The sequence below is a fragment of the Bradyrhizobium sp. genome (genome assembly GCF_022844465.1).
In the GTDB taxonomy this organism is placed as follows: Bacteria; Pseudomonadota; Alphaproteobacteria; order Rhizobiales; family Xanthobacteraceae; genus Bradyrhizobium.
In genome coordinates, this window is sequence record NZ_JALHLP010000021.1 from 46446 (window position 1) to 71038 (window position 24593).

Here is a 24593-nt window from a genome sequence, read left to right on the forward strand (position 1 = left end):
GGTCACTCCCTTGGCTTCTTGCTGCCGGCTCCGAAAATCGCTTCCAGCACCTTGTCGGGGTCGTCACGGTCGATCATCGCGCGCAGGAAGCGGCCGATCGCCTCGACGCCGGCGGGATCGATTCCGCCGAGCGCGCGGGTGATGCGATCGGTCTGCAGCCCGGCGAGCCTGGTCACCAAGGCTTCCCCCTTTGGGGTGGCGTAAAGCAGACGCTGTCGACGGTCGTTATTGCCGGTCTTCTGGATGATGTAGCCTTCATCGAGCAATTGCTTGAGCACCCGGCCGAGCGACTGCTTGGTGATGCGCAGGACGTCCAGGAGGTCGGCGACCTTGAGGCCGGGATAGCGGTAGACGAAATGCATCACCCGGTGATGGGCGCGGCCGAACCCGAAAGCCTCGAGCTCATGGTCGGCGTCGCCGACGAAATCGCGGTAGGCAAAGAACAGCAGCTCGATCACATCCCAGCGCATTTCGCCGGCCCGCGAAGCGGGGGACGCGCCTGCCAACCCCTTCGAATCAGGGGCGACCGCGGCTCTTTGAAAATTTACGTCAGCCATATTGACATATCTTGGGTTCAATGTTACAAAACTTGCGTTCAATGCGAAACTTTAAGTCGTTCGAGAGGGAGAGATACCCTGCCCAGCCGAAAAAGGCCGGCGATGGCGGAAACGGCGCAAATTGGACTACCGTGCGATTGTCGTGCGGCATTTCGGGAAACATACTGGACTTCGGCAGTCCGCAAAAGCATGTCCTCGCGGACATGAAGGCGCTGAAGCCGGCCACAGGGCTGGTGGCTGAGGTCCAGGCGAATCAATCAAGGCCTTGGTTTTTGACAACCAGGGCGCAGGGCGCGGGTTTTTCGCGCCAATCCGGGAGAGGACCCCATGGGAGTTTCGTTCGACAAGATTGATGGCGTCAGGGAGCGGGCAGCCAGGCCGGCGCCGGAAGCCGCAGCGGCGAAAGGCACGGGGATGGGCTTGAAATTCGAAATCCAGCCGTCGGCTGTCCCGACTCCCGACAGCGCGCGCGCGGCCAAGCTCGCGGATCCTGGCTTTGGCCGGGTTTTCAGCGATCACATGGCCCTGGTCCGCTACAGCCAGGCCAAGGGCTGGCATGGCGCGCGCGTCGAATCGCGGGCGAATTTTCCGCTCGATCCGGCCACAGCCGTGCTGCACTACGCGCAGGAGATTTTCGAGGGCTTGAAAGCTTACAAGCGCGACGATGGCGGCGTGAACCTGTTCCGCCCCGACGCCAACGCCCGACGCTTTCGCAATTCGGCGGAGCGCATGGCGATGGCACCGCTTCCTGAATCCGTGTTTATCGAAGCGGTCGAGCAACTCGTGCGGATCGACCGCGCCTGGATTCCGGGCGGCGAGGGCAGTCTCTACCTGCGGCCGTTCATGATCGCGAGCGAGGTCTTCCTCGGCGTGAAGCCGTCGGCGGAATACATCTTTGCCGTGATCGCCTCGCCGGTCGGCTCCTATTTCAAGGGCGGACCAGCACCGGTGTCGATCTGGGTGTCCGAGAACTACACGCGCGCCGCGATCGGCGGTACTGGCGCCGTCAAATGCGGCGGCAACTACGCCGCCAGCCTGCGCGCGCAGGCCGAGGCCATCGACCACGGCTGCGACCAGGTGGTGTTCCTCGATGCGATCGAGCGCCGCTATATCGAGGAGCTCGGCGGCATGAACGTCTTCTTCACCTTCGACGATGGTTCGCTCCTGACGCCGCCGCTCGGCACCATCCTGCCCGGCATCACCCGCGATTCGATCCTGGCGCTCGCCAGGGACTCCGGCACGCGCGTGCGCGAGGAGGCCTACACCATCGAGCAGTGGCGCGCCGATGCCGCCAGCGGCAGGCTGACAGAGGCGTTCGCCTGCGGCACCGCGGCGGTAATCTCGCCGATCGGCAAGGTGTGTTCGGGCAGCGGCGATTTTCTGATCGGTGGCGGCGCGGCTGGCCCGGTCGCCATGGGGCTGCGCAAGCAGTTGGTCGACATCCAGTACGGCCGCGTGGCGGACCCGCACGACTGGATCAGAAAGGTCTTGTGAGCGGCGCATCCTTCTCCCTCTCCCGCTTGCGGGGGAGGGGGCGTAGCCAGCCCGGTTGCCGCACAGCGTCCGCGCTGGTACCTAGCCCTCCATGGCTGAAAAATCCAAAAAACCGCAGAAGCTGAAGGCGCGCCTGCCGCGCGGGCTGGAAGATCGCGGCCCGGCCGCGATTGCGGCTACGCGCCGGATGGTGGAGAAAATCCGCGAGGTCTATGAGCGCTACGGCTTCGAGCCGGTGGAAACACCGGCGATGGAGTACACCGACGCGCTTGGCAAATTCCTGCCGGACCAGGATCGGCCGAACGAGGGCGTGTTCTCGTTCCAGGACGATGACGAGCAGTGGATATCGCTGCGCTACGACCTGACCGCGCCGCTGGCGCGCTATGTCGCGGAGAATTTTGATTCATTGCCAAAACCCTATCGCAGCTACCGCGAGGGCTATGTCTATCGCAACGAAAAGCCCGGCCCCGGCCGCTTCCGCCAGTTCATGCAGTTCGACGCCGACACGGTCGGCAGCGCGTCGCCGGCGGCCGACGCCGAGATGTGCATGATGGCGGCGGATACGATGGAAGCGCTCGGGATTCCGCGCGGCTCCTATGTGGTGAAGGTGAACAACCGCAAGGTGCTCGATGGGGTGAGGGAGGCGCTAGGGATCGCTGACGACGGGCAATGGCTGATTGTTATGCGCGCGATCGACAAACTTGATCGCCTCGGCATTTCCGGCGTTCAGCAGTTGCTGGGCGACGGCCGTAAGGATGAGTCAGGTGACTTCACCAAGGGCGCGGGGCTCAAGGCGGGCGATATCGCCTTGGTGGTCGGCGCGATCGAACAGGGCGCGCCGATTGATGCGCGGCTGCGCGACAGCAAGATCGGACAGGAGGGGCGTGACGAACTCGATGCGATCAGCAAGCTCGTTGCTGCATCCGGCTACGGGTCGGATCAAATCATTATCGACCCCTCCGTCGTGCGCGGCCTCGAATACTACACCGGCCCTGTCTACGAAGCCGAACTGCTGCTCGAAACCCGCGACGACAAGGGCCGACCCGTTCGCTTCGGCTCGGTGGGCGGCGGCGGGCGCTATGACGGGCTGGTCTCGCGCTTTCGCGGCGAGCCGGTGCCGGCGACCGGTTTTTCCATCGGCGTGTCGCGGCTGCAGGCGGCGCTGACCCTGCTCGGCAAGCTCGATACCAGGCCGGCATTTGGCCCGGTCGTCGTTACGGTGTTCGGCGGCGACATTGCCGAGTATCAGAAGATGGTCGCGACGCTACGCAACGCGAACATTCGCGCCGAACTGTATCTGGGAAACCCAAAACACAGTATTGGCCAGCAAATGAAATATGCCGACCGGCGAAACGCGCCCTGTGCGATCGTCCAGGGCTCGGACGAGAGGGCGAATGGCAAGATCCAGATCAAGGATTTGATCCTTGGTGCGGGGCTTACCGAAATCAAGGACCGCGAAGAGTATTTGCGGAAACAGTCCGAGGCTCAATACGAGGTCGATCAAAGCAGGCTCGTCGATGCCGTGCGCGAAGTGCTGGTGCGTCATAACGTGAAGTGGGGATAACCATCCATTTGAGCCATCATGCCCAGCCTTGTGCCGGGCATCCACGTCTTGTTTGATGGAAACGATCGCGGGCGGCCGGGACAAGCCCGGCCGTCACGAAAGAAAACACGAAAGAAAAAAGGGGAGACGAAAATGCCTGAGATCACCGTGAGCATGGCCGCTGGCCGCACCGACGAACAGAAGGCCGGCATGATGCGCGACATCACCCAGGCGCTGGTGAAGAACCTCGGCGTCGATGCCGATGCGGTCGTGATCCAGATCAACGAAGCGCCGCTCACCCACAAGATGAAGGGCGGCAAGACCTTCGTCGAGCGCGCGGCCGCGGCGAAGAAGTAATTTCTGCCGTCGTTCCGGGGCGATGCGAAGCATCGAACCCGGAATCTCGAGATTCCCCGATGCGCAATTGCGCATCTGAGGTCTGGTGCTAACGCACCATCCCGGAATGACTAAGCAAGTCCATGGACGCTAACGATGTCATCGAGGTCGGCATGAGCGCCGAGCGTACGCTGGTCGTGCCGGCGCTGCGCACCTCGCGAGGGCGGGCACGCTTCCGCCTTCGCTCTTCAAGCGACGGCGGACAAGTCGTTTTGTCCACCGGATTCGCGGCTACTTCCCCAGTTCCTTCGAGCGCCGGGTCGCCGCGGCAATCGCGCGGATCATCAGCGGCTGCAGGCCGTCCTTGCCCATCAGCACGTCAAGCGCGGCCGCCGTGGTGCCGCCGGGCGAGGTGACGTTCTGGCGCAGCGTGGCGGCGGACAGGTCCGAGCGGTGCAGCAGTTCGCCCGAGCCGGCGACGGTCTCGCGCGCAAGCCTGGTGGCGAGCTCGGCCGGCAGCCCGGCCTCGACGCCGGCGCGCGCCAGTTCCTCGGCGAGCAGGAAGACATAGGCCGGCCCGGAGCCGGACACCGCGGTCACCGCGTCGATCAGGCCCTCATCGTCGACCCATTCGACCGCGCCGGTGGCGCGCAACAGCGCGTCGGCGGTGGCGCGCTGCGCCGCGCTGACGCGCTTTGCTGCGACCGCCACCGTGATACCGCGGCCGATCGCGGCCGGCGTGTTCGGCATCGCGCGAATCACCATGCCGCCGCAGACCCGCTCCAGCGCCGCGATCGGCGTGCCGGCCATGATCGAGACCACGAGCGTGGACGGCCCGACCACCGGCCTTAACCCGGGTCCCGCTTCGCGAAAGGTCTGCGGCTTCACCGCGACCACCAGCGTTTCGACCGTGCCGGCATCCGCGGGATTGAGGCGGACGCCCGTTGCGGTTAGCGCCTTAATTTCATCGGACGGGGAGGGTTCGAAAACGATCACGCGGCGCGCGTCGAGGCCGCGCGCCAGCCATCCCGTCAGCATCGCGCCGCCCATTTTGCCGGCGCCGGCAAGCGCGACGGTGCCGTAGAGGTTTTGAAGGGCGTTGGCGTTCAAGGCGTCACCACAATACTGCCGTCGTCCCCGCGGACGCGGGGACCCATAACCACAGTCGATTCTAGTGAAGCGAAGCCTGCGCGACAAGCATCTTGCCCGAACAAAGGCGCCGCGGCGTATGGGTCCCTGCTTTCGCATGCTTTCGCAGGGACGACATTGAGTGTGCGAAGGCGGTGGCCCTATGCCTCGCCCTCGGTATCGAACATCGCCGCGCTCATGGCCTCCGCGGCGGTCTTGCCGGCCCAGACCACGAACTGGAACGCGGGGTAGTAGCGCTCGCAAGCCTGGATGGCGCCGACCAGCATGGCCTCGCATTGCGCGGCCGAGGCGACCAGCCCGCCCGGCAGCACCAGCGCCTGCCGGTACATGACCATGCCGGTATGGGTCCAGATGTCGAAATGTCCGATCCACAATTGCTCGTTGATCGCAGCGATCAGCCGCTGCACCTCGGCGCGCCGCCCGGCCGGAATCTTCATGTCGAAGGCGCAGGCCAGATGCAGCGCCTCGATCTCGGCCATCCAGGTGTAGGACAGTTGGTAGTCGGTCCAGTCGCCCCGCGAGATGATGGTCACTTCGTCTTCGCCGGAGCGCTCGAACGCCCAGTTGTTATCGGCGGCGATGTCCTCGACAACCGCAAGCGGGTTGTTCCGGGAATCGATATTGCCTTCGAGGAGGGACATGCCGTCTCGACCTTGTTCCTTGATTCTTCGGATACACGCACGGGTAGCGGGGCGCGTTGGATTGATGCGTCGCCGCCGGTTGCAATCCTCGGATCGCCGCTTGCTTCGAGGCCTGCCGAGGTCAAGTGATGTGATTTGCGGAATCCGCGCAACTGACCCCTGAGTCCATCCACAGGCCAAAGCGGCGTCGTCCACAGTTGATCGCGGCCATGATTGCCAGCTAGGGAACAAACCGGAATCGGATTCCGGTTTTCCCGTGCCATCAGCGGGTTTGCCACAATGGTTAATTCTTCGTTAATTGTTCCGGGTTGACGTCATTTCGCGTGTCCTCCGCCGGGCACTCGCACATACTGGCGGGGAGGCCGCTTTTTTGGTGCAAGGCGCCTGCGGTGCGCGGCCACAGGACATGGGCCCACTACCTCGACCACCGGAAACTCTTGGAAAAGGACCAGACCATGAAGCGCGTGATGATCCTCAACGGCCCCAACCTCAATCTGCTCGGCGTGCGCGAGCCGCACATTTACGGCACCACGACGCTGGCGCAGATCGAGGAGGATTGCGCAGCGCATGCAGCCAAGCTCGGACTGAAGGTCGCCTTCCATCAATCCAACCATGAAGGCGTCATCATCGACCTGATCCAGTCCGCGCGTCAGGACGCCGACGCCATCATCATCAACCCGGCCGGCTTCTCCTTTACCTCGGTCGGGATCATGGATGCGATCAAGGCCTTCGAAGGCCCGGTGATCGAGGTGCATATTTCCAACATCCACGCCCGTGACGAGTATCACCGCCATTCCAAGATATCGTTCGTCGCGACCGGCGTGATCTGCGGCCTTGGGCCCTATGGCTACATTGCGGCGATGCAGACCGTCGCCCAGATGAAGTGAAGCAAGGCGTTCACCCGGCACCCGCCTCATTCCGGCTGCCGTTGACCAGCACGCGCCCCGGTTCTGTGAGGACGGAAGGGGCGCATGCCGATTCCCCATGCCAAAGCGCTTGCTGACGCGCCGGCGTTTGGTCATATTCTAGCATAGGTCGTCCATCCCGGGCGGCCGATGTTCTCAGGGCGGGGTGAAAATCCCCACCGGCGGTAAGGGTGACGTAGCCCAAGCCCGCGAGCGCCTTGTTCTCCCGGGAAGTTTCCGGGGCAGGAAGGGTCAGCAGATTCGGTGTGAATCCGAAGCCGACGGTTAAAGTCCGGATGAAAGAGAACGGTTGCGGCGGCTGCGCGTTTGCGCGTGGCCAAGGTCGTTCCGTGTGCCCTGATTCTGGTCCTGAAAGAGGAAAGCCATGAATCAGATGTTGCAAGAGCCTGAAATCCAATCCCACCCGCCAACTGTCGGCGGCAACCACGTGCCCGAACGGCCGCTGGCGCCGATGTATCCACGTTTCGTCAAGCCGCAGCGGGTCGCCTTCGTGCAGTCGTCGTGGCACCGCGACGTGGTCGAGGAATGCCGTATCGCCTTCCTCGACGAGATCGAGGCGCGCCACATCGCGCGCGCCCAGGTCGACCTGTTCGAGGTGCCGGGTTCGTTCGAGATCCCGCTGCACGCCCAACTGCTGGCCAAGACGCGGCGCTATACGGCCATCGTCGCTGCGGGCCTCGTGGTCGACGGCGGCATCTACCGCCACGAATTCGTCGCCGACACCGTGATCAAGGCGCTGATGGACGTGCAGCTGAAAACCGAGGTGCCGGTGTTTTCGGCGGTGCTCACCCCGCAGCAATTCCACGACAGCGCGGTTCACCACGATTTCTTCCGCAAGCATTTCGCCATCAAGGGCATCGAGGTTGCGGAAGCCTGCGCCAGCACGCTGCACAGCCTGGAACGGCTGCGCGGCCAGGTCGCGGCGGGGATCGTGTAGCCGCTCGTGGCGTTTTCAAGCGGAAAACGGGCCGACCATCCGCGGACCGAGCGAGTCCCGGCGCGCATGAAGGAATCGAGTCGAGTGTAGATCGAGCCCAAGCAGCCGATTGTCATTTCCGTCGCCGGACCTGTAAAGTCGGCGACGGGAGGAGGCTCGCCCATGGCGACGGGCGGCCGAGAAGGTCATGTTCGCAGGACACGATCCATACCTCGTCGCGCTCTCGGTGGCGATCGCGATTCTGGGAGGTTACACCGGGTTCGGCCTCGCCGCGCGCATCCGGGGGACGCCGGACGTCAGTCATCGCCTGCTGCTGGCGGGTGCGTCGTTCTTTCTTGCCGTCGGCATATGGACCATGCATTTCGTTGGCATGCTCGCGGCGCCGTTGCCGGCGGGTACGGTCTACCTCGTATTGCCGACCGTCATATCGTTCCTGATCTGCACGCTGGTCGTGGGGATCTCACTGTTTTTCGTCAGCGTCGGCGAGCCCTCGATCCTGCGTGTCGTGTCTTCGGCGGTGCTGCTCGGAGCCGGTATTGCCAGCATGCATTATGTCGGAATGCACGGGCTGTCCGGGGATTTTGCCATCACGCATGATCCCGCCATGGTCGTCTTGTCGGTCGTGATCGCGATCGCCACGGCTTATGGCGGGGTGCGCGTTTTCCTCGCCCGCCAGGGCGGCGTGCAGTTGATGCTCAGCGCGGTGGCGTTCGGTGTCGCGGTGCCGGGCATGCACTACACCGCGATGGCTGGGATGGCTATCGTTCCGGCGTCGGCCGGATCGCATCAACACATTGACGGGCTGGTGGCCTCGTCGCAGATGCTGTCTCTGGTGGTCACGCTGCTTTGCTTCGTGATTGCGGCGGGCTTCTTGCTGTCGCTGGTGCCCGACCCCCGCAAGAGGGTCCCTCCGGCGGTCGAAGCGGTTGCCCTGGGTCGGGGCGATGCACCCGCGATAGCCGAGGTTCCCTCGACCGCCGCCAGCGTGGTCCCCACCGGTCCGCGGCTACGCGCGACGCCGCTCGGCGGCATTGGTCAGCCGCCGCGCGCCTCACCCGCGCCACGGTTGCCGGTCGAGGGCGCCGACGGCACCCACTTCATCGACACCGCAGATATCCGGAGCGTCCGGGCTGATGCGCACTATACCAAGGTTCACGACGGCACGCGGGAGCGGATGTGCCCGTGGTCGATCTCGGAGGCTGAGGCGCAACTCGACCCCGGCCTGTTCGTCCGGGTGCACCGCAGCCACATCGTGGCAATGGCGCACGTCACGCTGGTTCGCAAGGAAGGTGACGGTGCAATCGTCGAACTCGATGGCCCGTCACCGCATCGCGTGCCGGTAAGCCGGGCCAAGATCGCCGAGGTGAAGGTACGGCTCGGCCTGGTCAGGCGGCATGCTTCCTGATTAGGTCGGCAAGACTGACGCATTTCGTGCACGTCTGCGCGCATTCCGTGCGAATTTCCTCACCTTGTGCCCGCGATATTGCGGAGAAGAACGGCTGAGGAGAGCGTGGCCACCAACGTCCGAAAAGGGCGAATGGAGGAGGCGCATGATTCCTGGTCCGTTCAGTTATCATCGGCCGGCGACGCTCGCTGAAGCCGTGAATCTGCTTTCGACGCTTGGCGATGAGGCCCGTCCGTTGGCCGGCGGCCACAGCCTGGTGCCAATGATGAAGCTGCGGCTTGCGAGCCCCGAGCATCTTGTCGATCTGCATGGCGTTGCCGGGCTCAAGGGTATTCAGCGCCGCGGTGACAAGATCGTGATCGGCGCGATGACCACCCAGCATGAATTGTTGGCGTCCGACGACATCGGCAAATCCCTGCCCATCCTGCATGAAACCGCGCTGCTGATCGCCGATCCGCAGGTGCGCTACCGCGGCACCATCGGCGGCAACGTCGCCAATGGCGATCCCGGCAATGACATGCCGGCGCTGATGATGGTCTTGTCGGCAAGTTACCGGCTCGAAGGCAAGTCCGGCGCGCGGGAGGTCGCGGCAAACGAATTCTACCAGGGCGCCTATTTCACCGCGCTCGAACCCGGTGAACTCCTGACCTCAATATCCATTCCCTTACCCGCCGCCGGTCACGGCTACGCCTACGAGAAGCTAAAGCGCAAGGTGGGTGATTACGCCACCGCGGCTGCCGCGGTCGTGCTGACGATGGCGGGCGGCAAGGTTGCCACTTGCAAGATCGGGCTGACCAACCTTTCGGAAACGCCGCTGCTTGCCGAGGACGCCGCCAAGGCGGTGATCGGAACCAGCCTCGATCCGGCGACGCTGAAGCAGGCGGCTGCGGCTGCGGAAGCCATCATGTCGCCGGCCGCGGATGCCCGCGGGCCGGTCGAATACCGCAAACATATCGGCGGCATCATGGTGACGCGCGCGTTGCAGCGCGCCGCCGGCCGCGCCGGTTAGGGGAGAGACCACATGGCAAAGACTCACGTCACCATGAAGGTGAACGGCGTCGAGGTCGAAGGCCTCGTCGAACCGCGCACCCTGCTGGTGCATTTCATCCGCGAGAATCTATCGCTCACCGGCACCCATATCGGCTGCGAGACTACGCATTGCGGCGCCTGCACCGTCGATATCGACGGCATGTCGGTGAAGTCCTGCACCATGTTCGCGGTGCAGGCCCAGGGTTCCGAGATCATGACCATCGAGGGCGTCGCCAATGCCGACGGTTCGCTGTCGGCGTTGCAGGAAGGCTTTCGGATGACGCATGGGCTGCAATGCGGCTTCTGCACGCCGGGCATGATCTTGCGCGCGCAGCGGCTGTTGAAGGAAAATCCGAGGCCTTCGGAGGAGGAGATCCGCATGGGCATCTCGGGCAATTTCTGTCGTTGCACCGGCTATCAGAACATCGTCAAGGCGATCCAATACGCCGCCGCCAAGATCAATGGCGATGAATTCAAGGAGGCTGCGGAATGAACGACATGACTCCCACGCGGGAACAACGCGAAGCCAAGCTCGAAGGCATGGGTTGCAAGCGCAAGCGGGTGGAAGACATCCGTTTTACCCAAGGCAAGGGCAATTACGTCGATGACCTGAAGTTGCCGGGCATGCTGCACGGCGATTTCGTAAGGTCGCCGCATGCGCATGCGCGCGTCAAGAAGATCGACGACACCGAGGCGCTGAAAGTGCCGGGCGTGCTTGCGGTGATCACCGCCGAGACGCTGAAGACGGTCAATCTCGCCTGGATGCCGACGCTCGCCGGCGACGTGCAGATGGTGCTGGCCGACGGCAAAGTGCTGTTCCAGAACCAGGAAGTCGCCTTCGTGGTTGCCACCGACCGCTATGCCGCGGACGACGGCATCAACAAGGTGATCGTCGAGTATGAGCCGCTGCCGGTCGTGATCGATCCGTTCAAGGCGATGGACGCCGACGCGCCGGTGCTGCGTGAGGATCTTGCCGGCAAAACCTCAGGCGCGCACGGTCCGCGCAAACATCACAACCACGTCTTCGAGTGGACCGTCGGCGACAAGGACCTCACCGACGCTGCGTTCAGGAAAGCGGACGTGACGATCAAGGAGATGCTCTCTTATCATCGTACCCATCCGTCGCCGCTGGAGACCTGCCAGTGCGTCTGCTCGTTCGACAAGATCAAGGGCGAGTTGTCGATCTGGGGCACCTTCCAGGCGCCGCATGTGATCCGCACGGTCGTGGCGCTGATCTCCAAGATCCCGGAACACAAGATCCATGTGATCTCGCCGGATATCGGCGGCGGCTTCGGCAACAAGGTTGGCGCCTATCCGGGCTATATCTGCGCGGCGGTCGCCTCCATCGTCACTGGAAAGCCCGTGAAGTGGGTCGAGGACCGCATCGAGAACCTGACCGCCACTTCGTTCGCGCGCGATTACCACATGACGACCGAGATCGCCGCGACCAGGGAGGGCAGGGTCACCGGCCTGCGCGTTCACGTTCTGGCCGATCACGGCGCGTTCGACGCCTGCGCCGACCCCTCGAAATGGCCGGCCGGCTTCTTCAATATCGTCACCGGATCTTATGACTTTCCAACCGCGCATCTTTCGGTGGACGGCATTTATACCAACAAGGCGCCGGGCGGCGTCGCCTATCGATGCTCGTTCCGCGTCACAGAGGCGGCATACTGCATCGAGCGCGCGATGGATATTCTGGCGCAGAAGCTCGGCATGGATCCGGCCGAACTGCGCCTGAAGAACTTCATCAGGGCTGAGCAGTTCCCGTATCACTCGGCACTCGGATGGGAATACGATTCCGGCGACTACCACACCGCCATGCGGAAGATGATGGAAACGGTCGACTATGCCGGGCTGCGCAAGGAGCAGGCGTTGCTGCGCGCGGCGTTCAAGCGCGGCGAGACCCGCGAGATCATGGGCCTCGGGGTGTCTTTCTTCACCGAGATCGTGGGCGCCGGGCCGTCGAAGAATTGCGATATCCTTGGCATTGCGATGTTCGATTCCTGCGAAATCCGCATGCACCCCACGGGGGCGGGTATCGCCCGCGTCGGCTCCAAGAGCCAGGGCCAGGGCCACGAAACGACCTGGGCGCAGATCATCGCGACCGAAATCGGCATTCCCGCCGACGACATCATGGTCGAGGAGGGCAACACCGATACCGCACCCTATGGGCTCGGTACCTACGGCTCGCGCTCGACGCCGGTGGCGGGCGCGGCGATTGCCATGGCTGCGCGAAAGATCAGGGCCAAGGCGCAGATGATTGCGGCCTATAAGCTCGAAGTGCACGAAGACGACATCGAATGGGACATCGACGGCTTCCGCGTCAAGGGTCTGCCGGAGAAAACGATGTCGATGAAGGACATCTGCTGGGCGGCCTATAATTCGGTGCCGCCGGGCATGGAGCCGGGCCTGGAGGCGGTCAGCTATTACGATCCGCCCAACATGACCTATCCGTTCGGCGCCTATATCTGCGTGATGAACATCGATGTCGATACCGGGGTCTACAAAGTCAGGCGCTTCTATGCGCTCGACGATTGCGGCACGCGCATCAACCCGATGATCATCGAGGGGCAGGTGCATGGCGGGTTGACCGAAGCCTTCGCGATCGCAATGGGCCAGGAGATCCGCTACGACGATGAAGGCAATGTGGTCACGGGCTCGTTCATGGATTTCTTCATGCCGACCGCGGTCGAGACCCCGCATTGGGAAACCGACTTCACCGTCACCCCGTCGCCGCATCATCCGATCGGCGCCAAGGGTGTCGGTGAAAGTCCGAACGTCGGCGGCGTGCCGGCGTTCTCCAACGCCGTCAACGACGCCTTCTCGTTCCTGGGCAGCACACATATCCAGATGCCGCATGACTATTGGCGTAACTGGAAGGCAGCAAAGGATCTGGGAGTGTTCGCGTAGTGTGGCCGGGACGCTCGTCGTTCCGGGGCGATGCCCAGCATCGAACTACTGTGCGCAATTGCGCACCTGAGAATCTCGAGATTCCGGGTTCGCCTCTTCTAGGCGTCCCGGAATGACGGAGACAGCATGAGAAATCGTGACGAGATCGCGCAAGCGCTGGCGGCGTCGGGCTATATCGCCGACGGCGAACTGGCGACCGCGATCTCGCTGATGCAACTGCTGCGGCGCCCGCTGCTGCTGGAAGGCGAGGCGGGCGTCGGCAAGACCGAAGTGGCCAAGGCGCTGTCCCGTGCGCACGCGACCGAACTGATTCGCCTGCAATGCTATGAGGGGCTCGATCAATCGGCGGCCCTGTACGAGTGGAACTACCAGCGCCAATTGCTCTCGATCCAGGCTCATCGCGGCGATGATCCCGATGAGGTCGAAGAACAGATCTTTTCGGAAAAGTACCTGTTGGAGCGGCCGTTGCTCGCCGCGATCCGACGCGCAACGCCGCCGGTGCTTCTCATCGACGAGATCGACCGCGCCGACGACGAATTCGAGGCGTTTCTGCTCGAATTGCTGTCCGACTTCCAGGTCTCGATCCCCGAACTTGGCACCATCACCGCCACCACGATCCCGCACGTCGTCCTGACCTCGAACGGCACCCGCGAACTTTCCGACGCGCTGCGCCGCCGCTGCCTCTACCACTATGTCGGCTATCCCGATGTCGATCGCGAGGCGCGCATCATCATGGCGCGGGTCGAAGGCGCCAGCGCGTCGCTGTCGCTGCAGATCGCGCGCATGGTCGAGGCCATCCGCAAGGAGGAATTGCGCAAGATACCTGGAGTCGCGGAGACGCTGGATTGGGCGGCAGCGTTGGTCGGCCTCGATGTCCGCGATCTGCATGGCGCGCCCGAAACGGTCCACGAGACCTTAATGTGCCTGCTCAAGACCCATGAGGACAAGTCGCGGCTCACGCGCGAGGTCAGCGAACGCCTGCTGGGAAAGGTCGCATGAGCTGTTGCGGCGCCAGCCCTGGGTACGGATCGCTTGACGAAGTCTCGCGCCTCGTCTCGTCCCGGCTCGCGGCGTTTCTCAGAACCTTGCGAGACAGCGGATTCACCGTAGGCCTCGCCGAAGGCCGGGACGCGGCGGAACTGATGACGGCCGGCTACGCGGCCCAACCGGGCTTGTTGCGTTCGGCGTTCAAGCATCTGCTGTCGGCTCGCAAATCCGACTGGGAAAAATTCGACGGCATATTCGATGCGTTCTGGCTCGACAAGCGCGTGCGCTCGCGGTCGATCACCACGGCCTCTTCAAAGGCTGCGAACAATCCTTCGCTCAAAACCTTGGCGGATGGTCGACGCGACAGTGGCCAGACGGCAGCGGATCAGGTTCCGTCCCCCGAGGATGGCGGCGCCGATCGCGGCGGCGAAGGCCGCATGGAAGGGGCCTCACTTGCCGACAATCTGGCGGAAGTGGATTTCCGCAGGCTGGCCGATCCCGCGCAGATCGCGCAGGCGCACGAAGCGGCTGCGCGGCTGGCGCTGGCGATGCGCACGCGGCTGACGCGGCGCGATCTGGCGCGGCGGCGCGGCTATCGGCTGGATCTGCGCCGGACCATCCACGGCAATATCAGCCATGGCGGCGTCCCGATCGACCTCGTCAAGCGGCGGCGCAAGGAAAAACCCATGCGGCTGGTCATGCTGCTCGACGCCTCCGGATCCATGAGCATGTACACCGGCGTGTTCCTGCGGTTCATCCACGGCATCCTGGATGAGTTTCGCGAGGCCGAGGCCTTCCTGTTCCACACCAGGCTCGCCCATGTCTCCGACGCGATGAAGGAGAAGGACGCTGCGCGCGCGCTCGACCGGCTCTCGATCATGGCGCAGGGCGCGGGCGGCGGCACCCGGATCGGCGAGAGCCTGCAGACGTTTAATCGCTGGCACGCCGCGCGGGTGATCCATTCGCGCACCGTCGTGATGATCGTGTCCGACGGCTACGAGACCGGGGACGCCGCGCTGCTCGGGCGCGAAATGGCGGCGCTCGGCCGCCGCTGCCGCCGTATCGTCTGGCTCAACCCGATGATGGCGTGGCAAGGCTATTCGCCGGAGGCCAAGGGCATCAAGGCGGCGCTGCCGCATGTCGATCTCTACGCGCCGGCCAATACGTTGAAGAGCCTGACCGCGCTCGAACCCTATCTGGCCAAGCTCTGATGGAGCGATCGATGACGACGCATGTCGAGGTATTGGAACTGGTGGCGCAGATGAAATCCGCCGAGCAGGCGTTCGCGCTGGCCACGGTGGTTCGCACGGTATCGGTGACCGCGGCGAAGGCTGGCGCCAAGGCGATTATCAGGCCGGATGGCACGATCATCGCGGGCTGGATCGGCGGCGGTTGCGCCCGCGGCGCGGTGCTGAAAGCAGCGCGCGAAGCGCTGGCCGATGGTGAGCCGCGCATGGTGTCGGTGCAGCCGGAAGACATGCTGGCCGAGCTTGGCGTCCAACCGGGAGAGAATCGCGAAGGTATCCGCTTCGCCAGCAACATGTGCCCAAGCAAGGGCACCATGGACATCTTCGTCGAGCCTGTGCTGCCGCATCCGTCGCTGGTGATCTTCGGCGCAAGCCCTGTCGCGATCTCGCTCGCCGCGCAGGCCCGGCAGCTCGGCTATCATGTTACGCTGGCCGCGCCTGCGGCCGATCGCGCCGGCGAGCCCGATGCGCATGTCGTCATCGACGGCTTCGAACCGCGCTACCTCAACGACGCGCGCCGCTTTGTCGTGGTCTCGACCCAGGGCAAGGGCGATGAAACCGCGCTCAAGCAGGCCATGGCCGTTGCCGCCGAGTATCACGCTTTCGTTGGCAGCCGCCGCAAGATGACGGCGCTGCGCGAAAAGCTTGTCGCCGACGGCATCGCGCGCCAGGCGCTCGATCGCGTCAAGGCTCCGGCCGGACTCGATCTCGGCGCGATCACGCCGGAGGAGATCGCGATGTCGATTCTCGCGGAAATCACTGCCGAACGCCGCCGTGGCCAGCGCGCGGCCCGTCCGTTGCAAACAGACAAGGACCTACCATGCGGATGAATGAAAGCCAGCGTATTCCAGCCCCCAAGGAAAAGGTCTGGGCTGCGCTCAACGATCCCGAGATTTTGAAACAATGCATTCCCGGCTGTCAGTCGCTCGACATGTCCTCGCCGACCGAGATGACCGCGACCGTCGTCTTCAAGGTCGGGCCGGTGAAGGCGACCTTCGGCGGCAAGGTGACGTTGTCCGATCTCGATCCGCCGAACAGCTATAGGATTTCAGGCGAGGGGTCCGGCGGCGTCGCCGGCTTTGCCAAGGGCGGTGCCGCGGTGCGCCTGGAAGCGGAGGGGGCCGATGTCACAGTGCTTCATTACGATGTTGACGTGCAGATCGGCGGCAAGCTTGCCCAACTCGGCGCGCGCCTGCTCGATTCCACCGCCAGGAAACTCGCCGGCCTGTTCTTTGCCTCTTTCAGCGAGGTCGTCGGAAAAGCGGTTGAGGCCCGCGTCTAAATCGCTCTCGTTCCCGACATGCTTCAGCTATGCTCCCGGTAACGTCGACTATCCAGGAGTTATTGTGCATGACCGGGCAGGATTCATCGGACTGGCTTGGCCTTTCGGACCGCGTCTGCGTGGTGACGGGCGGGGGCGGCGGTATCGGTCGCGCTACGGCCATCAGCTTTGCCCAGGCTGGCGCCCGCGTCGCGGCCCTCGACGTTGACGAAAACGGCCTTGAGGCGACGCGCGTGGAGCTCGCCAAGCTCGGCGGAGGCCATGTCGTCAGCCGCTGCGACACCACGAGCGTCGAGAGCGTCACCGCCGCATCCGAGACGATCGAAAAATCGCTGGGGCCTTGCCAGGTGCTGGTGAATACCGCCGCCGTGTTGCGCCCCGGCGGTCTTGATAGCTTGTCGCTCGCCGAGTGGAACGCGGTTCTGGCCGTCAACCTGACCGGCTACTTCCTTTGCGCGCAGATTTTCGGCCGGCAGATGCGCGGCCATCGCCGCGGCAGCCTGGTTCACGTGTCGTCGATCGCCGGCAGCAACGCGCAAGGCCAGAGCGGCGCCTACAGTGTCAGCAAGGCCGGCGTCATCATGCTCTCGCGGCAGCTCGCGAACGAATGGGGCCCGCATGGCATCCGCAGCAACGTCGTCAGTCCCGGCATGGTGATCACGCCGATGAGCCAGGCGTTTTACGATACGCCGGGGATCACCGAGCGGCGCGCCGCGGTGGTGCCTTCGCGGCGGATCGGGATGCCGCAGGACATCGCCGATGCCCTCCTGTTTCTCGCCAGCGAAAGGTCGGCCTATGTCAATGGCGAGGAGATCATGGTCGATGGCGGCTACGCCAACATGCTGATGAATCTGGTGCCGCGGCCGGGGTTTGAATGAGGCGACTGTAGGGTGCGCAAAGCGAAGCGTGCCCAACATCTATCCGCGAGCGTCATCGTGAATGGTGGGAACGCTTGCGCTTAGCCCACCACCAAGCCAACTCAGTCGAACAGACTCGACACTGATTCTTCCGACGCGGTGCGGCTGATCGCTTCTGCAATCAGCGGGGCGATCGACAGCGTGCGGATATTGGCGGCCTTGTTGACCGCGTCCGTCGGCAGGATGGAGTCGGTGATGACGAGTTCCTTCAGCCGCGAGCCGGCGATACGCGTTGCCGCGCCGCCCGACAGCACGCCATGGGAGATGTAAGCGTAGACATCCTTGGCGCCATTGGCGAGCAGCGCATCGGCGGCGTTCACCAGCGTGCCGCCGGAATCCACGATGTCGTCGATCAGGATGCAGGTGTAGCCGGCGACATCGCCGATCAAGTTCATGACTTCGGAATCGCCGGCGCGCTCGCGGCGCTTGTCGATGATGGCAAGCGGCGTATTGATGCGCTTGGCCAGCCCGCGCGCGCGGACCACGCCGCCGACGTCGGGCGACACCACCATGACATTGCCGAGATCGAAGCGCTCCTTGATGTCGCGCACCATCACCGGCGAGGCGAAGAGGTTGTCGGTCGGGATGTCGAAGAAGCCCTGAATCTGGCCGGCATGAAGGTCGAGCGTCATCACGCGGTCGACGCCGGCATGGGTGATCAGGTTGGCGACCAGCTTGGCTGATATCGGTGCGCGCGAGCCGACCTTGCGGTCCTGCCGGGCGTAGCCGAAATAGGGAATGACAGCGGTGATGCGGCGCGCGGACGAGCGGCGCAGCGCATCGGTGATGATCAGCAATTCCATCAGATGGTCGTTGGCCGGAAACGACGTCGATTGGATGATGTAGACATCCGAGCCACGCACGTTCTCCAAAACCTCGACGAAAATCTCGTTGTCGGCAAACCGGCGGACGCTGGCCTTGGTCAACGGCAAATGCAGCCAACTGGCGATTTCCTGCGCCAGCACGGGATTTGAATTGCCGGCGACCAGCTTGATCGAGCCGTTCTTGGCCGCCATCGACGCGTCTCCCCGCGCCTTGCTGGATACGACGTTCAGCATATCGAGATATCCTCGGAACCGGCGCGTTTCGGTGGCCGAGGAGATATCAGGCGGGGGGCGCGGCTGGCAACCCATTGCCGCCGTTTTCCCGGCCAAAAATAGGCCGTTACAGGGCTTTTGAGGGCCGCATTATCGGGCGCCGAAGCCGAGCGCGGCGACGCTCGGAAGGTTCTGGGCGGGCGCGGCGCCGTCTGCACTCGCCACCGTCGGACCGCGCCGGTCCGGCCCCGATGCGGGGGCCATATCCGGGGTGCCGTTAACCAAGCCCGACAAACCGCTCAGGCCGGATTGCGCGATCTTGCGCAGCACGAGGTCGTCGGCCGCGGCCCACGCGTCGCGCACGGCCTTGCCGGCCGGCTCTTCGCCGGAAAGGCGCAATGCGCGCTGCTGGTTGTTGTCGTAGACGTCCCAGACCCAGGCGATGACGGTCTTGCCGCGAACCACCTGCGCCGAGAGGTAGCCGCGCACGCGGTAGGAGGCGCCGCCCTCGCGCGACACGATCGACAGGTTGCGCAGCTTGGCTTCGCTGTCGAGCACCCCGACCATGCGGTCGAATACCTGCGGCGGCGGACCGTCGATCGACTCGAAGGCGATGGTGGGACCGCTGCGGCCGGGAGCCATCGCAAGTGAGCCGCTGCCCGTTCCGCCGCCGGCGCAGCCGCCGAGCGCGGAGGTAGCCGCAAGCAGCGCCGCCGTGATGATCGCGCGCGAAGCCCGCAGGCACGGAGCTAGGTCGGTGTTCCTCATTGCTCCCTGCGATATCGTTAAAATCCGTTAAGGTCTAGGGGAGTGAAGCGAAGGCGCGCGAATTCGCCAAGCAACGCTTCAAGGGTATCGTTTCAGCTGAGTGCTCCCTTCAGCCAGTCACTATTCCAGTACGATGGCGTGAACGTGCCGGCCGTAGTCCGGCTCGTTCCGGTGCACCGAGCGGCGATAGCTGTAGAAGCGCTGGTCCGCATAGGTGTCGGCGCCGATGTCGTCAATCATCAGTATGCCGGCATTCTCAAGCCGCATCCGGATGAAACCGGCGAGGTCGAACATCGCCCGATCCCGGCGGACAGAGGGAATGAAGAATGCGGCGTTGCCGGCGTCGGCGTCGATGAAGCGTTCGACGAATTCGCCGCCGACTTCGTAGGAAGCCTGGCGAATCATCGGCCCGATCGCAGCAACCATGCCGGCGCGGTCGGCGCCGAGGCTTTCCATCGCCTCGATGGTGGATTCAAGCACGCCCGCCAGCGCGCCTTTCCAGCCGGCATGGGCGGCGCCGATAACGCGTGCAGTCGCGTCGGCGAACAGGATCGGGCCGCAATCGGCCGCGGTGACGCCGATGGCGAGGCCCTCGGTGCGGGTGACGAGGGCGTCGGCGCGGGGCCGCGACCCGCCCTGCCAGGGTCCGGTCACCACGACGGCGTCGGGCGAGTGAACCTGGTGCACGTTGAGAAAATGCTCGGGCGTGACGCCGATCTGCTCGGCCATCCGCCGACGATTTTCTGCGACATCGGCGGGGTCATCGTTCGATCCGATGCCGCCGTTGAGGCCCTGGTAAATTCCGCTGGAGACGCCGCCCTCGCGGCTGAAGAAGGCGTGGCGCAGGCCGGGAACGCCGGCCAGCAGCGAAGATTCGAACGTCATGGCGCCTCTGTCCCCGCCGCTGCCGCGGCTGCTGACGCCGGCGGTTCCTCGCCGAAGCCCGCCACCGAGGCGAGATGCGGCTCGGTGACGGCGAGCGCCTTGAACATCGAGCCCATGCCGCCGCGACCGCTGTCGGTCAGCCGCTTCAGCGCACCGGCAATGTCGGCGGAAACCTCCGGTGTGGCTTTTCCCATCAGCGTCGTGGCCCGGGTCTCGATGCCGAGCCGCTTGAGGAAGTCGCCCTGCGTCACCGGGCCGTGGACGCGCGCGCCAACGTCTTCGGCCGCGCGCCCCAGCGCCTGGAAGTCGACATGGGCGGTGACGTCGGCCTGGCCCGGATTCTTCAAGGGGTCGGCGAAGCTGTGGCGGGCGATGGCCTGGAAGGTGTCGCCGGTGTCGCTGCGCTGATGGCCGTAATCGATGATCAGCGCCGCGCCGTCCTGATCGCGGACGCGCGTCGCGATCTTCATGATCTCAGTGTCCGGCCGCCATTCGAACACCGCGCCGGGCGGGGCGGCGCGCACCGCCGGCGGCAGCAGCACTTCGAAGCGTGGCATCGGTTCGAAGTCGACATCGAACGTCAGCTTGTCATTTTCATCGATGGTGACCACGCGTTCATGCCAGCCGGTTTCGAGCTTGACCACCTGATGGACCGGCAGCACGTCGAAATACTCGTTGGCGAAGATGATGGAAGGGCCCTCGGGCACTTCGTCGATACTGCGATGCCAGGAAATCTTGCGAACGCCGGCCAGCGTCGCCCGCTGCTTCTCGCGCAGCATCGGATTGATCTCGATCAAATGGACATTGAGCGCCTGAAAGATCGGCGGCAGCACCCTAAGCGCGCGCAGCGCATCCGCCATCATGGTGCCGCGCCCGGGACCGAGTTCGACCAGCCGCAGCATTGGAGGCGCGCCGATCGCCTTCCAGACCGACGCCGCCCACAATCCGAGCAGCTCGCCAAACATCTGGCTGACCTCGGGCGCGGTAGTGAAATCGCCCTCGCGGCCGAGTGGATCGCGCGACAGATAGTAGCCGTGCTGTGGATGAGCCAGGCACAGCTCCATGTATCGCCAGACCGGCATCGGTCCCGACGATCTGATCAGCCTCCTGATCTCCAATTCCAGCGGCGAAAATTCAGTCACGGCCTGCCTTGAGCTGCCCCTTGTATACGCTCGCGCGCGCCTTGGCGCCATGCCGCCACAATAAGGATGGCTCCGGCCAGGATCATCGGCACCGACAGCAACATGCCCATGGTCAGCCCGCCCCACAGGAAGCCGAGCTGCGGATCGGGTTCGCGGAAGAATTCGCCGGCGATGCGTGCAAGGCCGTAGATGGCGCTGAAGCTGCCGAGGATCAGCCCCGGCCGCTTCAGCGCGCCCATGCGGACCATGACCGCCAGCACCGCAAACAGCAGGATGCCTTCGAGCGCGGCCTCGTAGAGCTGGCTGGGGTGCCGCGGCAGCGGCCCGCCATTGGGGAACACCATCGCCCAGGGCACGCTGGCATCTGCCGCGCGGCCCCACAGCTCGCTGTTGATGAAGTTGGCGAGCCGGCCGAGAAATATCCCTATCGGTGCAACCGCGGTGGTGATGTCGCCGAGCGACAGGATCGGCAGCTGGTTCTTGCGGCAGAACAGCATCACTGCCGCGACGCAGCCGAGGAAGCCGCCATGAAACGACATGCCGCCTTCCCAGAGTTTGAGGGCATCGACCGGATGCTGGACGAAGTAGGCGGGATTGTAGAACATCACGTAGCCGGTGCGGCCGCCGATGATGATGCCGATGGTGACCCAGAGAATGAAGTCGTCGAGCTGCAGCGGCGTGATCGGCGCCGGCCCGCCCCACAACCGCTCGCTCTTGATCAGCGCGCGGGCATAGATCCACCCGAGCACGATGCCGCCGATATAAGCCAACGCGTACCAGCGGATCGCGATCGGCCCGATCGAGATGGCGATCGGGTCAAACACTGGAAAGGCGATGGTGAGAACGGGCATCAGGTTTGTAGCGTTTTCGTGTAAACGGCATACGGCGCGCCGAAGATCGGTGGGGCATCATAGGCCTTGGTGAATCCCATCCTGAGATACATGGGCAAGGCGACCGTCATGATCGGACTGGTGTGGAGCGCAATGATCGGCAGTCCGTCGCGTTTTGCCCTCGCGATGCATTCGTTGCTCAAGACCCGCCCGATCCCCTTGCCCCGAAACGCGGGATCGACCACCAGCATGCGGATGATGGGCCAGCGTTGGTCGAAGAACGGCGCCTTTGGCCTGTCCGGCCCGAAATAGGCGACCGCGCCTGCGATACTGCGTTGGAGTTCGGCAATGATGACCTCTCCTGTGGCGCCGAGCGCCGAGGTTTTCGACAGGCCGGCGAGCATCGCCGGCCAGTCATGGTAGTGGTCGCGGAACTGCTCGAAGGCCGACACCGCGATCCGGTTCAGGGCTTCCGCATCCGTGCTTTTATAATCCCTGATTCGGATGTCAGCCATCGGAACCCTGCGGTCAGGTGACGAGGTTGCGGCGGTAGAGCGCCAGCAGCCGCTCCCAGTGCCGCTCGGCGGCGTCGCGGTTGTAGACCGGCCGCTTCGGGAAGGCGAAGCCGTGGTGGGTGCCGGGATAGACCTCGACCTCGTTGTTCGATCCCTTCATGCCCGCCGCCACCTTGTCGATGATCTCCTGCGGCGCGTAGATGTCGGTCTCGGCGCAGGCGAAATAGAGTTCGGCCCTGGTCTTGTTCGCCGCCAGATGCGGGCTGTCGGGCTGGTCGGTCGCCAGATGGGTGCCGTAGATCGAAGCGGCGGCCTTGACCCGGTCCGGGAAATGCGTCGCCGCGTTGACCGCGTAGCGGCCGCTCATGCAGTAGCCGACGGTACCGACAATCTTCGTATTGGCCGCTTTTTGCGTCTCGGCGGAGGCGAGCAGCGCCTTGGTGTCTTCCATCACCATGGGAATGTTGAGGGAGTTCATGAAGCCGAACATCCGCTTGCGCTCCGGCGCGTCCGGATCAGGCGGTATCGGGCCGATCTCCATGACGCCCGAGCGGTAGTACATGTTGGGCAGCATCACGTAATAGCCCGACGTGCCGAGCCGCCGGGCCATGTCGCGCAGTTCCTCGCGGATTGCCGGCGCGTCCATGTAGAGGATGATGAGCGGAAACGGTCCGCCGCGTTCCGGATGGGTGATGAAGGTGGTGGTCTTGCCGTCCTTGGTCGGGATGTCGATCTGCTGGTCGATCATGGCGTTTCTTCTTGCTTTGTGATTTCTGGTTGCGGGTCTGACGCCCGGCACGATTGCAAGGAAAGGCCGGCCTGACAAGGCAGACGGAGTCTGACGGGCTTGAACGAGGCGTCCAGGATCGCCATTGTCATTGTCGGTGACCTTCAACTGGCAGCGAGTGGAGCGTTTCAGATGACCCAGACCAGCAACCGGTTTTTCGACGAGATCGGCCGCTTGATGAACGACGCCGCCGGCGCCGCCCAGGGCGTCAAGCGCGAGGTCGATTCGGTGGTGCGCAACCAGGCCGAACGCATCCTGCGCGACCTCGATATCGTCAAGCGCGAGGAGTTCGACGCGGTCAAGGACATGGCCCGGCTGGCGCGCGAGGAGAACGAGGCGCTGAAATCCCGGATTGCCGTGCTGGAAGCCAAGCTCGGGATTTCGCCTTCGGCGCCCGACGCCGGCAGCCCGAAAACGGACGTGTAGGGCTCGAATCCACCGATCACGGGGGGCGCGGCGGCCGCGAACAATCCGCCGCAATTCCTTGTCATTTCTTCCGGTTAGGGCTAAAAGCCCGCCACGTCCGCAGCCCCCGCACCCCTGGAGGCTTGCTGTGGGACGAAAACGGGCCGCGATGCGGCCTTTAACTTTTTTGGAAAACAAGGACTTAGCACGATGGCGACCGTCAAGGAATTGAAGGCGACCGCGCGTCCGCAGAGCGGCAAGGGGGCCGCCCGGGCAGAGCGTCGCGCCGGGAGAGTGCCCGGAGTGATTTATGGCAACAACCTGCCCCCCGTCACCATCTCGGTCGACGACGCCGAACTGCGCCAGCGCATCCTGGCCGGCCGGTTCCTGACCACGATCTACGACATCGACCTCGAGGGCAAGAAGCACCGCGTGATTCCGCGCGACTTCCACCTCGATCCGGTGCGCGACTTCCCCCTGCATGTCGATTTCATGCGGCTCGGCGAAGGCGCGACCATCCGCGTCAGCGTGCCCCTGCGCGTCGTGAACGGCGACACCTCGCCCGGCGTCAAGCGCGGCGGAACGGTCAACATCGTCACCCACACCATCGACATCGAATGCTCGGTCGACAACATTCCACCGTACATCGAGGCCGACGCCAGCGGGCTCGAGATCAGCCACTCGCTGCATCTGTCCGACATCCAGTTGCCGGCCAACGTGAAATCGCTGTCGCGTGAAGATGCGACGCTGGTGACCATCGTGCCGCCGTCAGGCTACGCCGAAGAACAAAAGGCTGCGGCTGCTGCGGCGGCTGCTGGCACCGCGGCTCCGGCGGCGGGTGCCGCCGCGGCGCCGGCGGCGGGC

26 protein-coding genes and 1 riboswitch are annotated in these 24593 nt (G+C 64.3%); of the genes, 16 read left to right on the top strand and 10 right to left on the bottom strand.

The annotated features are described in order from the left end of the window. Positions 1-2 precede the first annotated feature (2 nt). Complete coding sequence (locus Q0D31_RS21695) at positions 3-557, bottom strand: MarR family transcriptional regulator (RefSeq protein ID WP_291855887.1); 555 nt, start codon at positions 555-557, stop codon at positions 3-5. Positions 558-971: 414 nt separating this feature from the next. Here Q0D31_RS21695 and Q0D31_RS21700 point away from each other — a divergent pair, with 414 nt between their 5' ends. The 3 genes from Q0D31_RS21700 (at position 972) to Q0D31_RS21710 (ending at position 3951) form a co-directional block, all read left to right on the top strand. Continuing rightward, the gene (locus Q0D31_RS21700; RefSeq protein ID WP_291855948.1) at positions 972-2051 is read left to right on the top strand and encodes a branched-chain amino acid aminotransferase; all 1080 of its coding nucleotides are present in this window, start codon (positions 972-974) and stop codon (positions 2049-2051) included. Between the two features lie 91 nt (positions 2052-2142). After that, on the top strand, positions 2143-3615 hold the full coding sequence (hisS, locus tag Q0D31_RS21705; protein WP_291855890.1) for a histidine--tRNA ligase: 1473 nt from the start codon (positions 2143-2145) through the stop codon (positions 3613-3615). A gap of 132 nt (positions 3616-3747) precedes the next feature. Beyond that, a complete protein-coding gene (locus Q0D31_RS21710; protein WP_291855892.1) occupies positions 3748-3951 on the top strand; it encodes a tautomerase family protein in 204 nt (67 codons plus the stop codon). Positions 3952-4221: 270 nt separating this feature from the next. Here the strand turns inward: Q0D31_RS21710 and proC are convergent, their stop codons facing one another. Both proC and Q0D31_RS21720 read right to left on the bottom strand, forming a co-directional pair. Next, positions 4222-5040: a pyrroline-5-carboxylate reductase gene (gene proC, locus Q0D31_RS21715; RefSeq protein WP_291855894.1), complete on the bottom strand. Its 819-nt coding sequence runs from the start codon at positions 5038-5040 to the stop codon at positions 4222-4224. 179 nt (positions 5041-5219) lie between these two features. Beyond that, positions 5220-5720 (bottom strand): YbjN domain-containing protein, encoded by a 501-nt coding sequence (locus tag Q0D31_RS21720; RefSeq protein ID WP_291855896.1) that lies wholly within the window; start codon positions 5718-5720, stop codon positions 5220-5222. Positions 5721-6175: 455 nt separating this feature from the next. On the opposite strand from Q0D31_RS21720, the gene aroQ reads away from it, so the two are divergent. The 11 genes from aroQ to Q0D31_RS21775 all read left to right on the top strand — a co-directional run bounded on the left by aroQ (position 6176) and on the right by Q0D31_RS21775 (position 17321). Then, positions 6176-6607 carry a type II 3-dehydroquinate dehydratase gene (gene aroQ, locus Q0D31_RS21725; RefSeq protein WP_291855898.1) on the top strand — a complete coding sequence of 144 codons (432 nt, stop codon included), beginning with the start codon at positions 6176-6178 and terminating at the stop codon, positions 6605-6607. 166 nt (positions 6608-6773) lie between these two features. Next, positions 6774-6937: riboswitch (FMN riboswitch) on the top strand. 73 nt (positions 6938-7010) lie between these two features. Further along, the gene (locus tag Q0D31_RS21730) at positions 7011-7583 is read left to right on the top strand and encodes a 6,7-dimethyl-8-ribityllumazine synthase (RefSeq protein ID WP_291855900.1); all 573 of its coding nucleotides are present in this window, start codon (positions 7011-7013) and stop codon (positions 7581-7583) included. A gap of 187 nt (positions 7584-7770) precedes the next feature. Beyond that, positions 7771-8988: an MHYT domain-containing protein gene (locus tag Q0D31_RS21735; RefSeq protein WP_291855902.1), complete on the top strand. Its 1218-nt coding sequence runs from the start codon at positions 7771-7773 to the stop codon at positions 8986-8988. A 145-nt stretch (positions 8989-9133) separates the two neighbouring features. Beyond that, positions 9134-9997 (top strand): xanthine dehydrogenase family protein subunit M, encoded by an 864-nt coding sequence (locus Q0D31_RS21740; RefSeq protein ID WP_291855905.1) that lies wholly within the window; start codon positions 9134-9136, stop codon positions 9995-9997. A gap of 12 nt (positions 9998-10009) precedes the next feature. Beyond that, on the top strand, positions 10010-10510 hold the full coding sequence (locus Q0D31_RS21745; protein ID WP_291855907.1) for a (2Fe-2S)-binding protein: 501 nt from the start codon (positions 10010-10012) through the stop codon (positions 10508-10510). Then, positions 10507-12927 carry an aerobic carbon-monoxide dehydrogenase large subunit gene (locus Q0D31_RS21750; RefSeq protein ID WP_291855909.1) on the top strand — a complete coding sequence of 807 codons (2421 nt, stop codon included), beginning with the start codon at positions 10507-10509 and terminating at the stop codon, positions 12925-12927. Before Q0D31_RS21745 ends, Q0D31_RS21750 begins: the two co-directional genes overlap by 4 nt. Before the next feature lie 126 nt (positions 12928-13053). After that, positions 13054-13926 carry a MoxR family ATPase gene (locus Q0D31_RS21755; protein ID WP_291855911.1) on the top strand — a complete coding sequence of 291 codons (873 nt, stop codon included), beginning with the start codon at positions 13054-13056 and terminating at the stop codon, positions 13924-13926. After that, the gene (locus Q0D31_RS21760; protein WP_291855913.1) at positions 13923-15125 is read left to right on the top strand and encodes a VWA domain-containing protein; all 1203 of its coding nucleotides are present in this window, start codon (positions 13923-13925) and stop codon (positions 15123-15125) included. The genes Q0D31_RS21755 and Q0D31_RS21760 overlap by 4 nt, the downstream gene beginning before the upstream one ends. Positions 15126-15136: 11 nt before the next feature. Beyond that, complete coding sequence (locus Q0D31_RS21765; RefSeq protein ID WP_291855915.1) at positions 15137-15991, top strand: XdhC/CoxI family protein; 855 nt, start codon at positions 15137-15139, stop codon at positions 15989-15991. Further along, positions 15982-16443 (top strand): carbon monoxide dehydrogenase subunit G, encoded by a 462-nt coding sequence (locus Q0D31_RS21770; protein WP_291855917.1) that lies wholly within the window; start codon positions 15982-15984, stop codon positions 16441-16443. The genes Q0D31_RS21765 and Q0D31_RS21770 overlap by 10 nt, the downstream gene beginning before the upstream one ends. A gap of 68 nt (positions 16444-16511) precedes the next feature. Next, entirely contained in the window at positions 16512-17321 is an 810-nt protein-coding gene (locus Q0D31_RS21775; protein WP_291855919.1) for an SDR family oxidoreductase, read from the top strand. Between the two features lie 101 nt (positions 17322-17422). On the opposite strand, the gene Q0D31_RS21780 is transcribed toward Q0D31_RS21775, so the two are convergent. From Q0D31_RS21780 to Q0D31_RS21810, 7 genes are all read right to left on the bottom strand, one after another. Then, a complete protein-coding gene (locus tag Q0D31_RS21780) occupies positions 17423-18376 on the bottom strand; it encodes a ribose-phosphate pyrophosphokinase (protein ID WP_291855950.1) in 954 nt (317 codons plus the stop codon). 171 nt (positions 18377-18547) lie between these two features. Beyond that, the gene (locus tag Q0D31_RS21785; protein ID WP_291855921.1) at positions 18548-19165 is read right to left on the bottom strand and encodes a hypothetical protein; all 618 of its coding nucleotides are present in this window, start codon (positions 19163-19165) and stop codon (positions 18548-18550) included. 120 nt (positions 19166-19285) lie between these two features. Continuing rightward, positions 19286-20050: a peptidoglycan editing factor PgeF gene (pgeF, locus tag Q0D31_RS21790; protein ID WP_291855923.1), complete on the bottom strand. Its 765-nt coding sequence runs from the start codon at positions 20048-20050 to the stop codon at positions 19286-19288. Continuing rightward, positions 20047-21192 carry a class I SAM-dependent methyltransferase gene (locus Q0D31_RS21795; protein ID WP_291855925.1) on the bottom strand — a complete coding sequence of 382 codons (1146 nt, stop codon included), beginning with the start codon at positions 21190-21192 and terminating at the stop codon, positions 20047-20049. The genes pgeF and Q0D31_RS21795 overlap by 4 nt, the downstream gene beginning before the upstream one ends. Beyond that, a complete protein-coding gene (gene lgt / locus Q0D31_RS21800) occupies positions 21189-22043 on the bottom strand; it encodes a prolipoprotein diacylglyceryl transferase (protein ID WP_291855927.1) in 855 nt (284 codons plus the stop codon). The genes Q0D31_RS21795 and lgt overlap by 4 nt, the downstream gene beginning before the upstream one ends. Beyond that, entirely contained in the window at positions 22043-22537 is a 495-nt protein-coding gene (locus Q0D31_RS21805; RefSeq protein WP_291855930.1) for a GNAT family N-acetyltransferase, read from the bottom strand. The genes lgt and Q0D31_RS21805 overlap by 1 nt, the downstream gene beginning before the upstream one ends. Before the next feature lie 13 nt (positions 22538-22550). Continuing rightward, positions 22551-23285, bottom strand: coding sequence for a dienelactone hydrolase family protein (locus tag Q0D31_RS21810; protein WP_291855932.1), 735 nt, complete (start codon positions 23283-23285; stop codon positions 22551-22553). 171 nt (positions 23286-23456) lie between these two features. On the opposite strand from Q0D31_RS21810, the gene Q0D31_RS21815 reads away from it, so the two are divergent. Together Q0D31_RS21815 and Q0D31_RS21820 are read left to right on the top strand one after the other, a co-directional pair. Continuing rightward, a complete protein-coding gene (locus tag Q0D31_RS21815) occupies positions 23457-23750 on the top strand; it encodes an accessory factor UbiK family protein (RefSeq protein WP_291855934.1) in 294 nt (97 codons plus the stop codon). Between the two features lie 189 nt (positions 23751-23939). Continuing rightward, the coding region (locus tag Q0D31_RS21820; RefSeq protein ID WP_291855937.1) for a 50S ribosomal protein L25/general stress protein Ctc at positions 23940-24593 on the top strand (654 nt) is incomplete at its 3' end.

What these genes read in the sequence shown, in the direction of transcription:
- Q0D31_RS21695 (WP_291855887.1), bottom strand. Translation starts at nt 557, where the DNA reads ATGGCTGACGTAAATTTTCAAAGAGCCGCGGTCGCCCCTGATTCGAAG.
- Q0D31_RS21700 (WP_291855948.1), top strand. Translation starts at nt 972, where the DNA reads ATGGGCTTGAAATTCGAAATCCAGCCGTCGGCTGTCCCGACTCCCGAC.
- hisS (WP_291855890.1), top strand. Translation starts at nt 2,143, where the DNA reads ATGGCTGAAAAATCCAAAAAACCGCAGAAGCTGAAGGCGCGCCTGCCG.
- Q0D31_RS21710 (WP_291855892.1), top strand. Translation starts at nt 3,748, where the DNA reads ATGCCTGAGATCACCGTGAGCATGGCCGCTGGCCGCACCGACGAACAG.
- Q0D31_RS21720 (WP_291855896.1), bottom strand. Translation starts at nt 5,720, where the DNA reads ATGTCCCTCCTCGAAGGCAATATCGATTCCCGGAACAACCCGCTTGCG.
- aroQ (WP_291855898.1), top strand. Translation starts at nt 6,176, where the DNA reads ATGAAGCGCGTGATGATCCTCAACGGCCCCAACCTCAATCTGCTCGGC.
- Q0D31_RS21730 (WP_291855900.1), top strand. Translation starts at nt 7,011, where the DNA reads ATGAATCAGATGTTGCAAGAGCCTGAAATCCAATCCCACCCGCCAACT.
- Q0D31_RS21735 (WP_291855902.1), top strand. Translation starts at nt 7,771, where the DNA reads ATGTTCGCAGGACACGATCCATACCTCGTCGCGCTCTCGGTGGCGATC.
- Q0D31_RS21740 (WP_291855905.1), top strand. Translation starts at nt 9,134, where the DNA reads ATGATTCCTGGTCCGTTCAGTTATCATCGGCCGGCGACGCTCGCTGAA.
- Q0D31_RS21745 (WP_291855907.1), top strand. Translation starts at nt 10,010, where the DNA reads ATGGCAAAGACTCACGTCACCATGAAGGTGAACGGCGTCGAGGTCGAA.
- Q0D31_RS21750 (WP_291855909.1), top strand. Translation starts at nt 10,507, where the DNA reads ATGAACGACATGACTCCCACGCGGGAACAACGCGAAGCCAAGCTCGAA.
- Q0D31_RS21755 (WP_291855911.1), top strand. Translation starts at nt 13,054, where the DNA reads ATGAGAAATCGTGACGAGATCGCGCAAGCGCTGGCGGCGTCGGGCTAT.
- Q0D31_RS21760 (WP_291855913.1), top strand. Translation starts at nt 13,923, where the DNA reads ATGAGCTGTTGCGGCGCCAGCCCTGGGTACGGATCGCTTGACGAAGTC.
- Q0D31_RS21765 (WP_291855915.1), top strand. Translation starts at nt 15,137, where the DNA reads ATGACGACGCATGTCGAGGTATTGGAACTGGTGGCGCAGATGAAATCC.
- Q0D31_RS21770 (WP_291855917.1), top strand. Translation starts at nt 15,982, where the DNA reads ATGCGGATGAATGAAAGCCAGCGTATTCCAGCCCCCAAGGAAAAGGTC.
- Q0D31_RS21775 (WP_291855919.1), top strand. Translation starts at nt 16,512, where the DNA reads ATGACCGGGCAGGATTCATCGGACTGGCTTGGCCTTTCGGACCGCGTC.
- Q0D31_RS21780 (WP_291855950.1), bottom strand. Translation starts at nt 18,376, where the DNA reads ATGGCGGCCAAGAACGGCTCGATCAAGCTGGTCGCCGGCAATTCAAAT.
- Q0D31_RS21785 (WP_291855921.1), bottom strand. Translation starts at nt 19,165, where the DNA reads ATGAGGAACACCGACCTAGCTCCGTGCCTGCGGGCTTCGCGCGCGATC.
- pgeF (WP_291855923.1), bottom strand. Translation starts at nt 20,050, where the DNA reads ATGACGTTCGAATCTTCGCTGCTGGCCGGCGTTCCCGGCCTGCGCCAC.
- lgt (WP_291855927.1), bottom strand. Translation starts at nt 22,043, where the DNA reads ATGCCCGTTCTCACCATCGCCTTTCCAGTGTTTGACCCGATCGCCATC.
- Q0D31_RS21805 (WP_291855930.1), bottom strand. Translation starts at nt 22,537, where the DNA reads ATGGCTGACATCCGAATCAGGGATTATAAAAGCACGGATGCGGAAGCC.
- Q0D31_RS21810 (WP_291855932.1), bottom strand. Translation starts at nt 23,285, where the DNA reads ATGATCGACCAGCAGATCGACATCCCGACCAAGGACGGCAAGACCACC.
- Q0D31_RS21815 (WP_291855934.1), top strand. Translation starts at nt 23,457, where the DNA reads ATGACCCAGACCAGCAACCGGTTTTTCGACGAGATCGGCCGCTTGATG.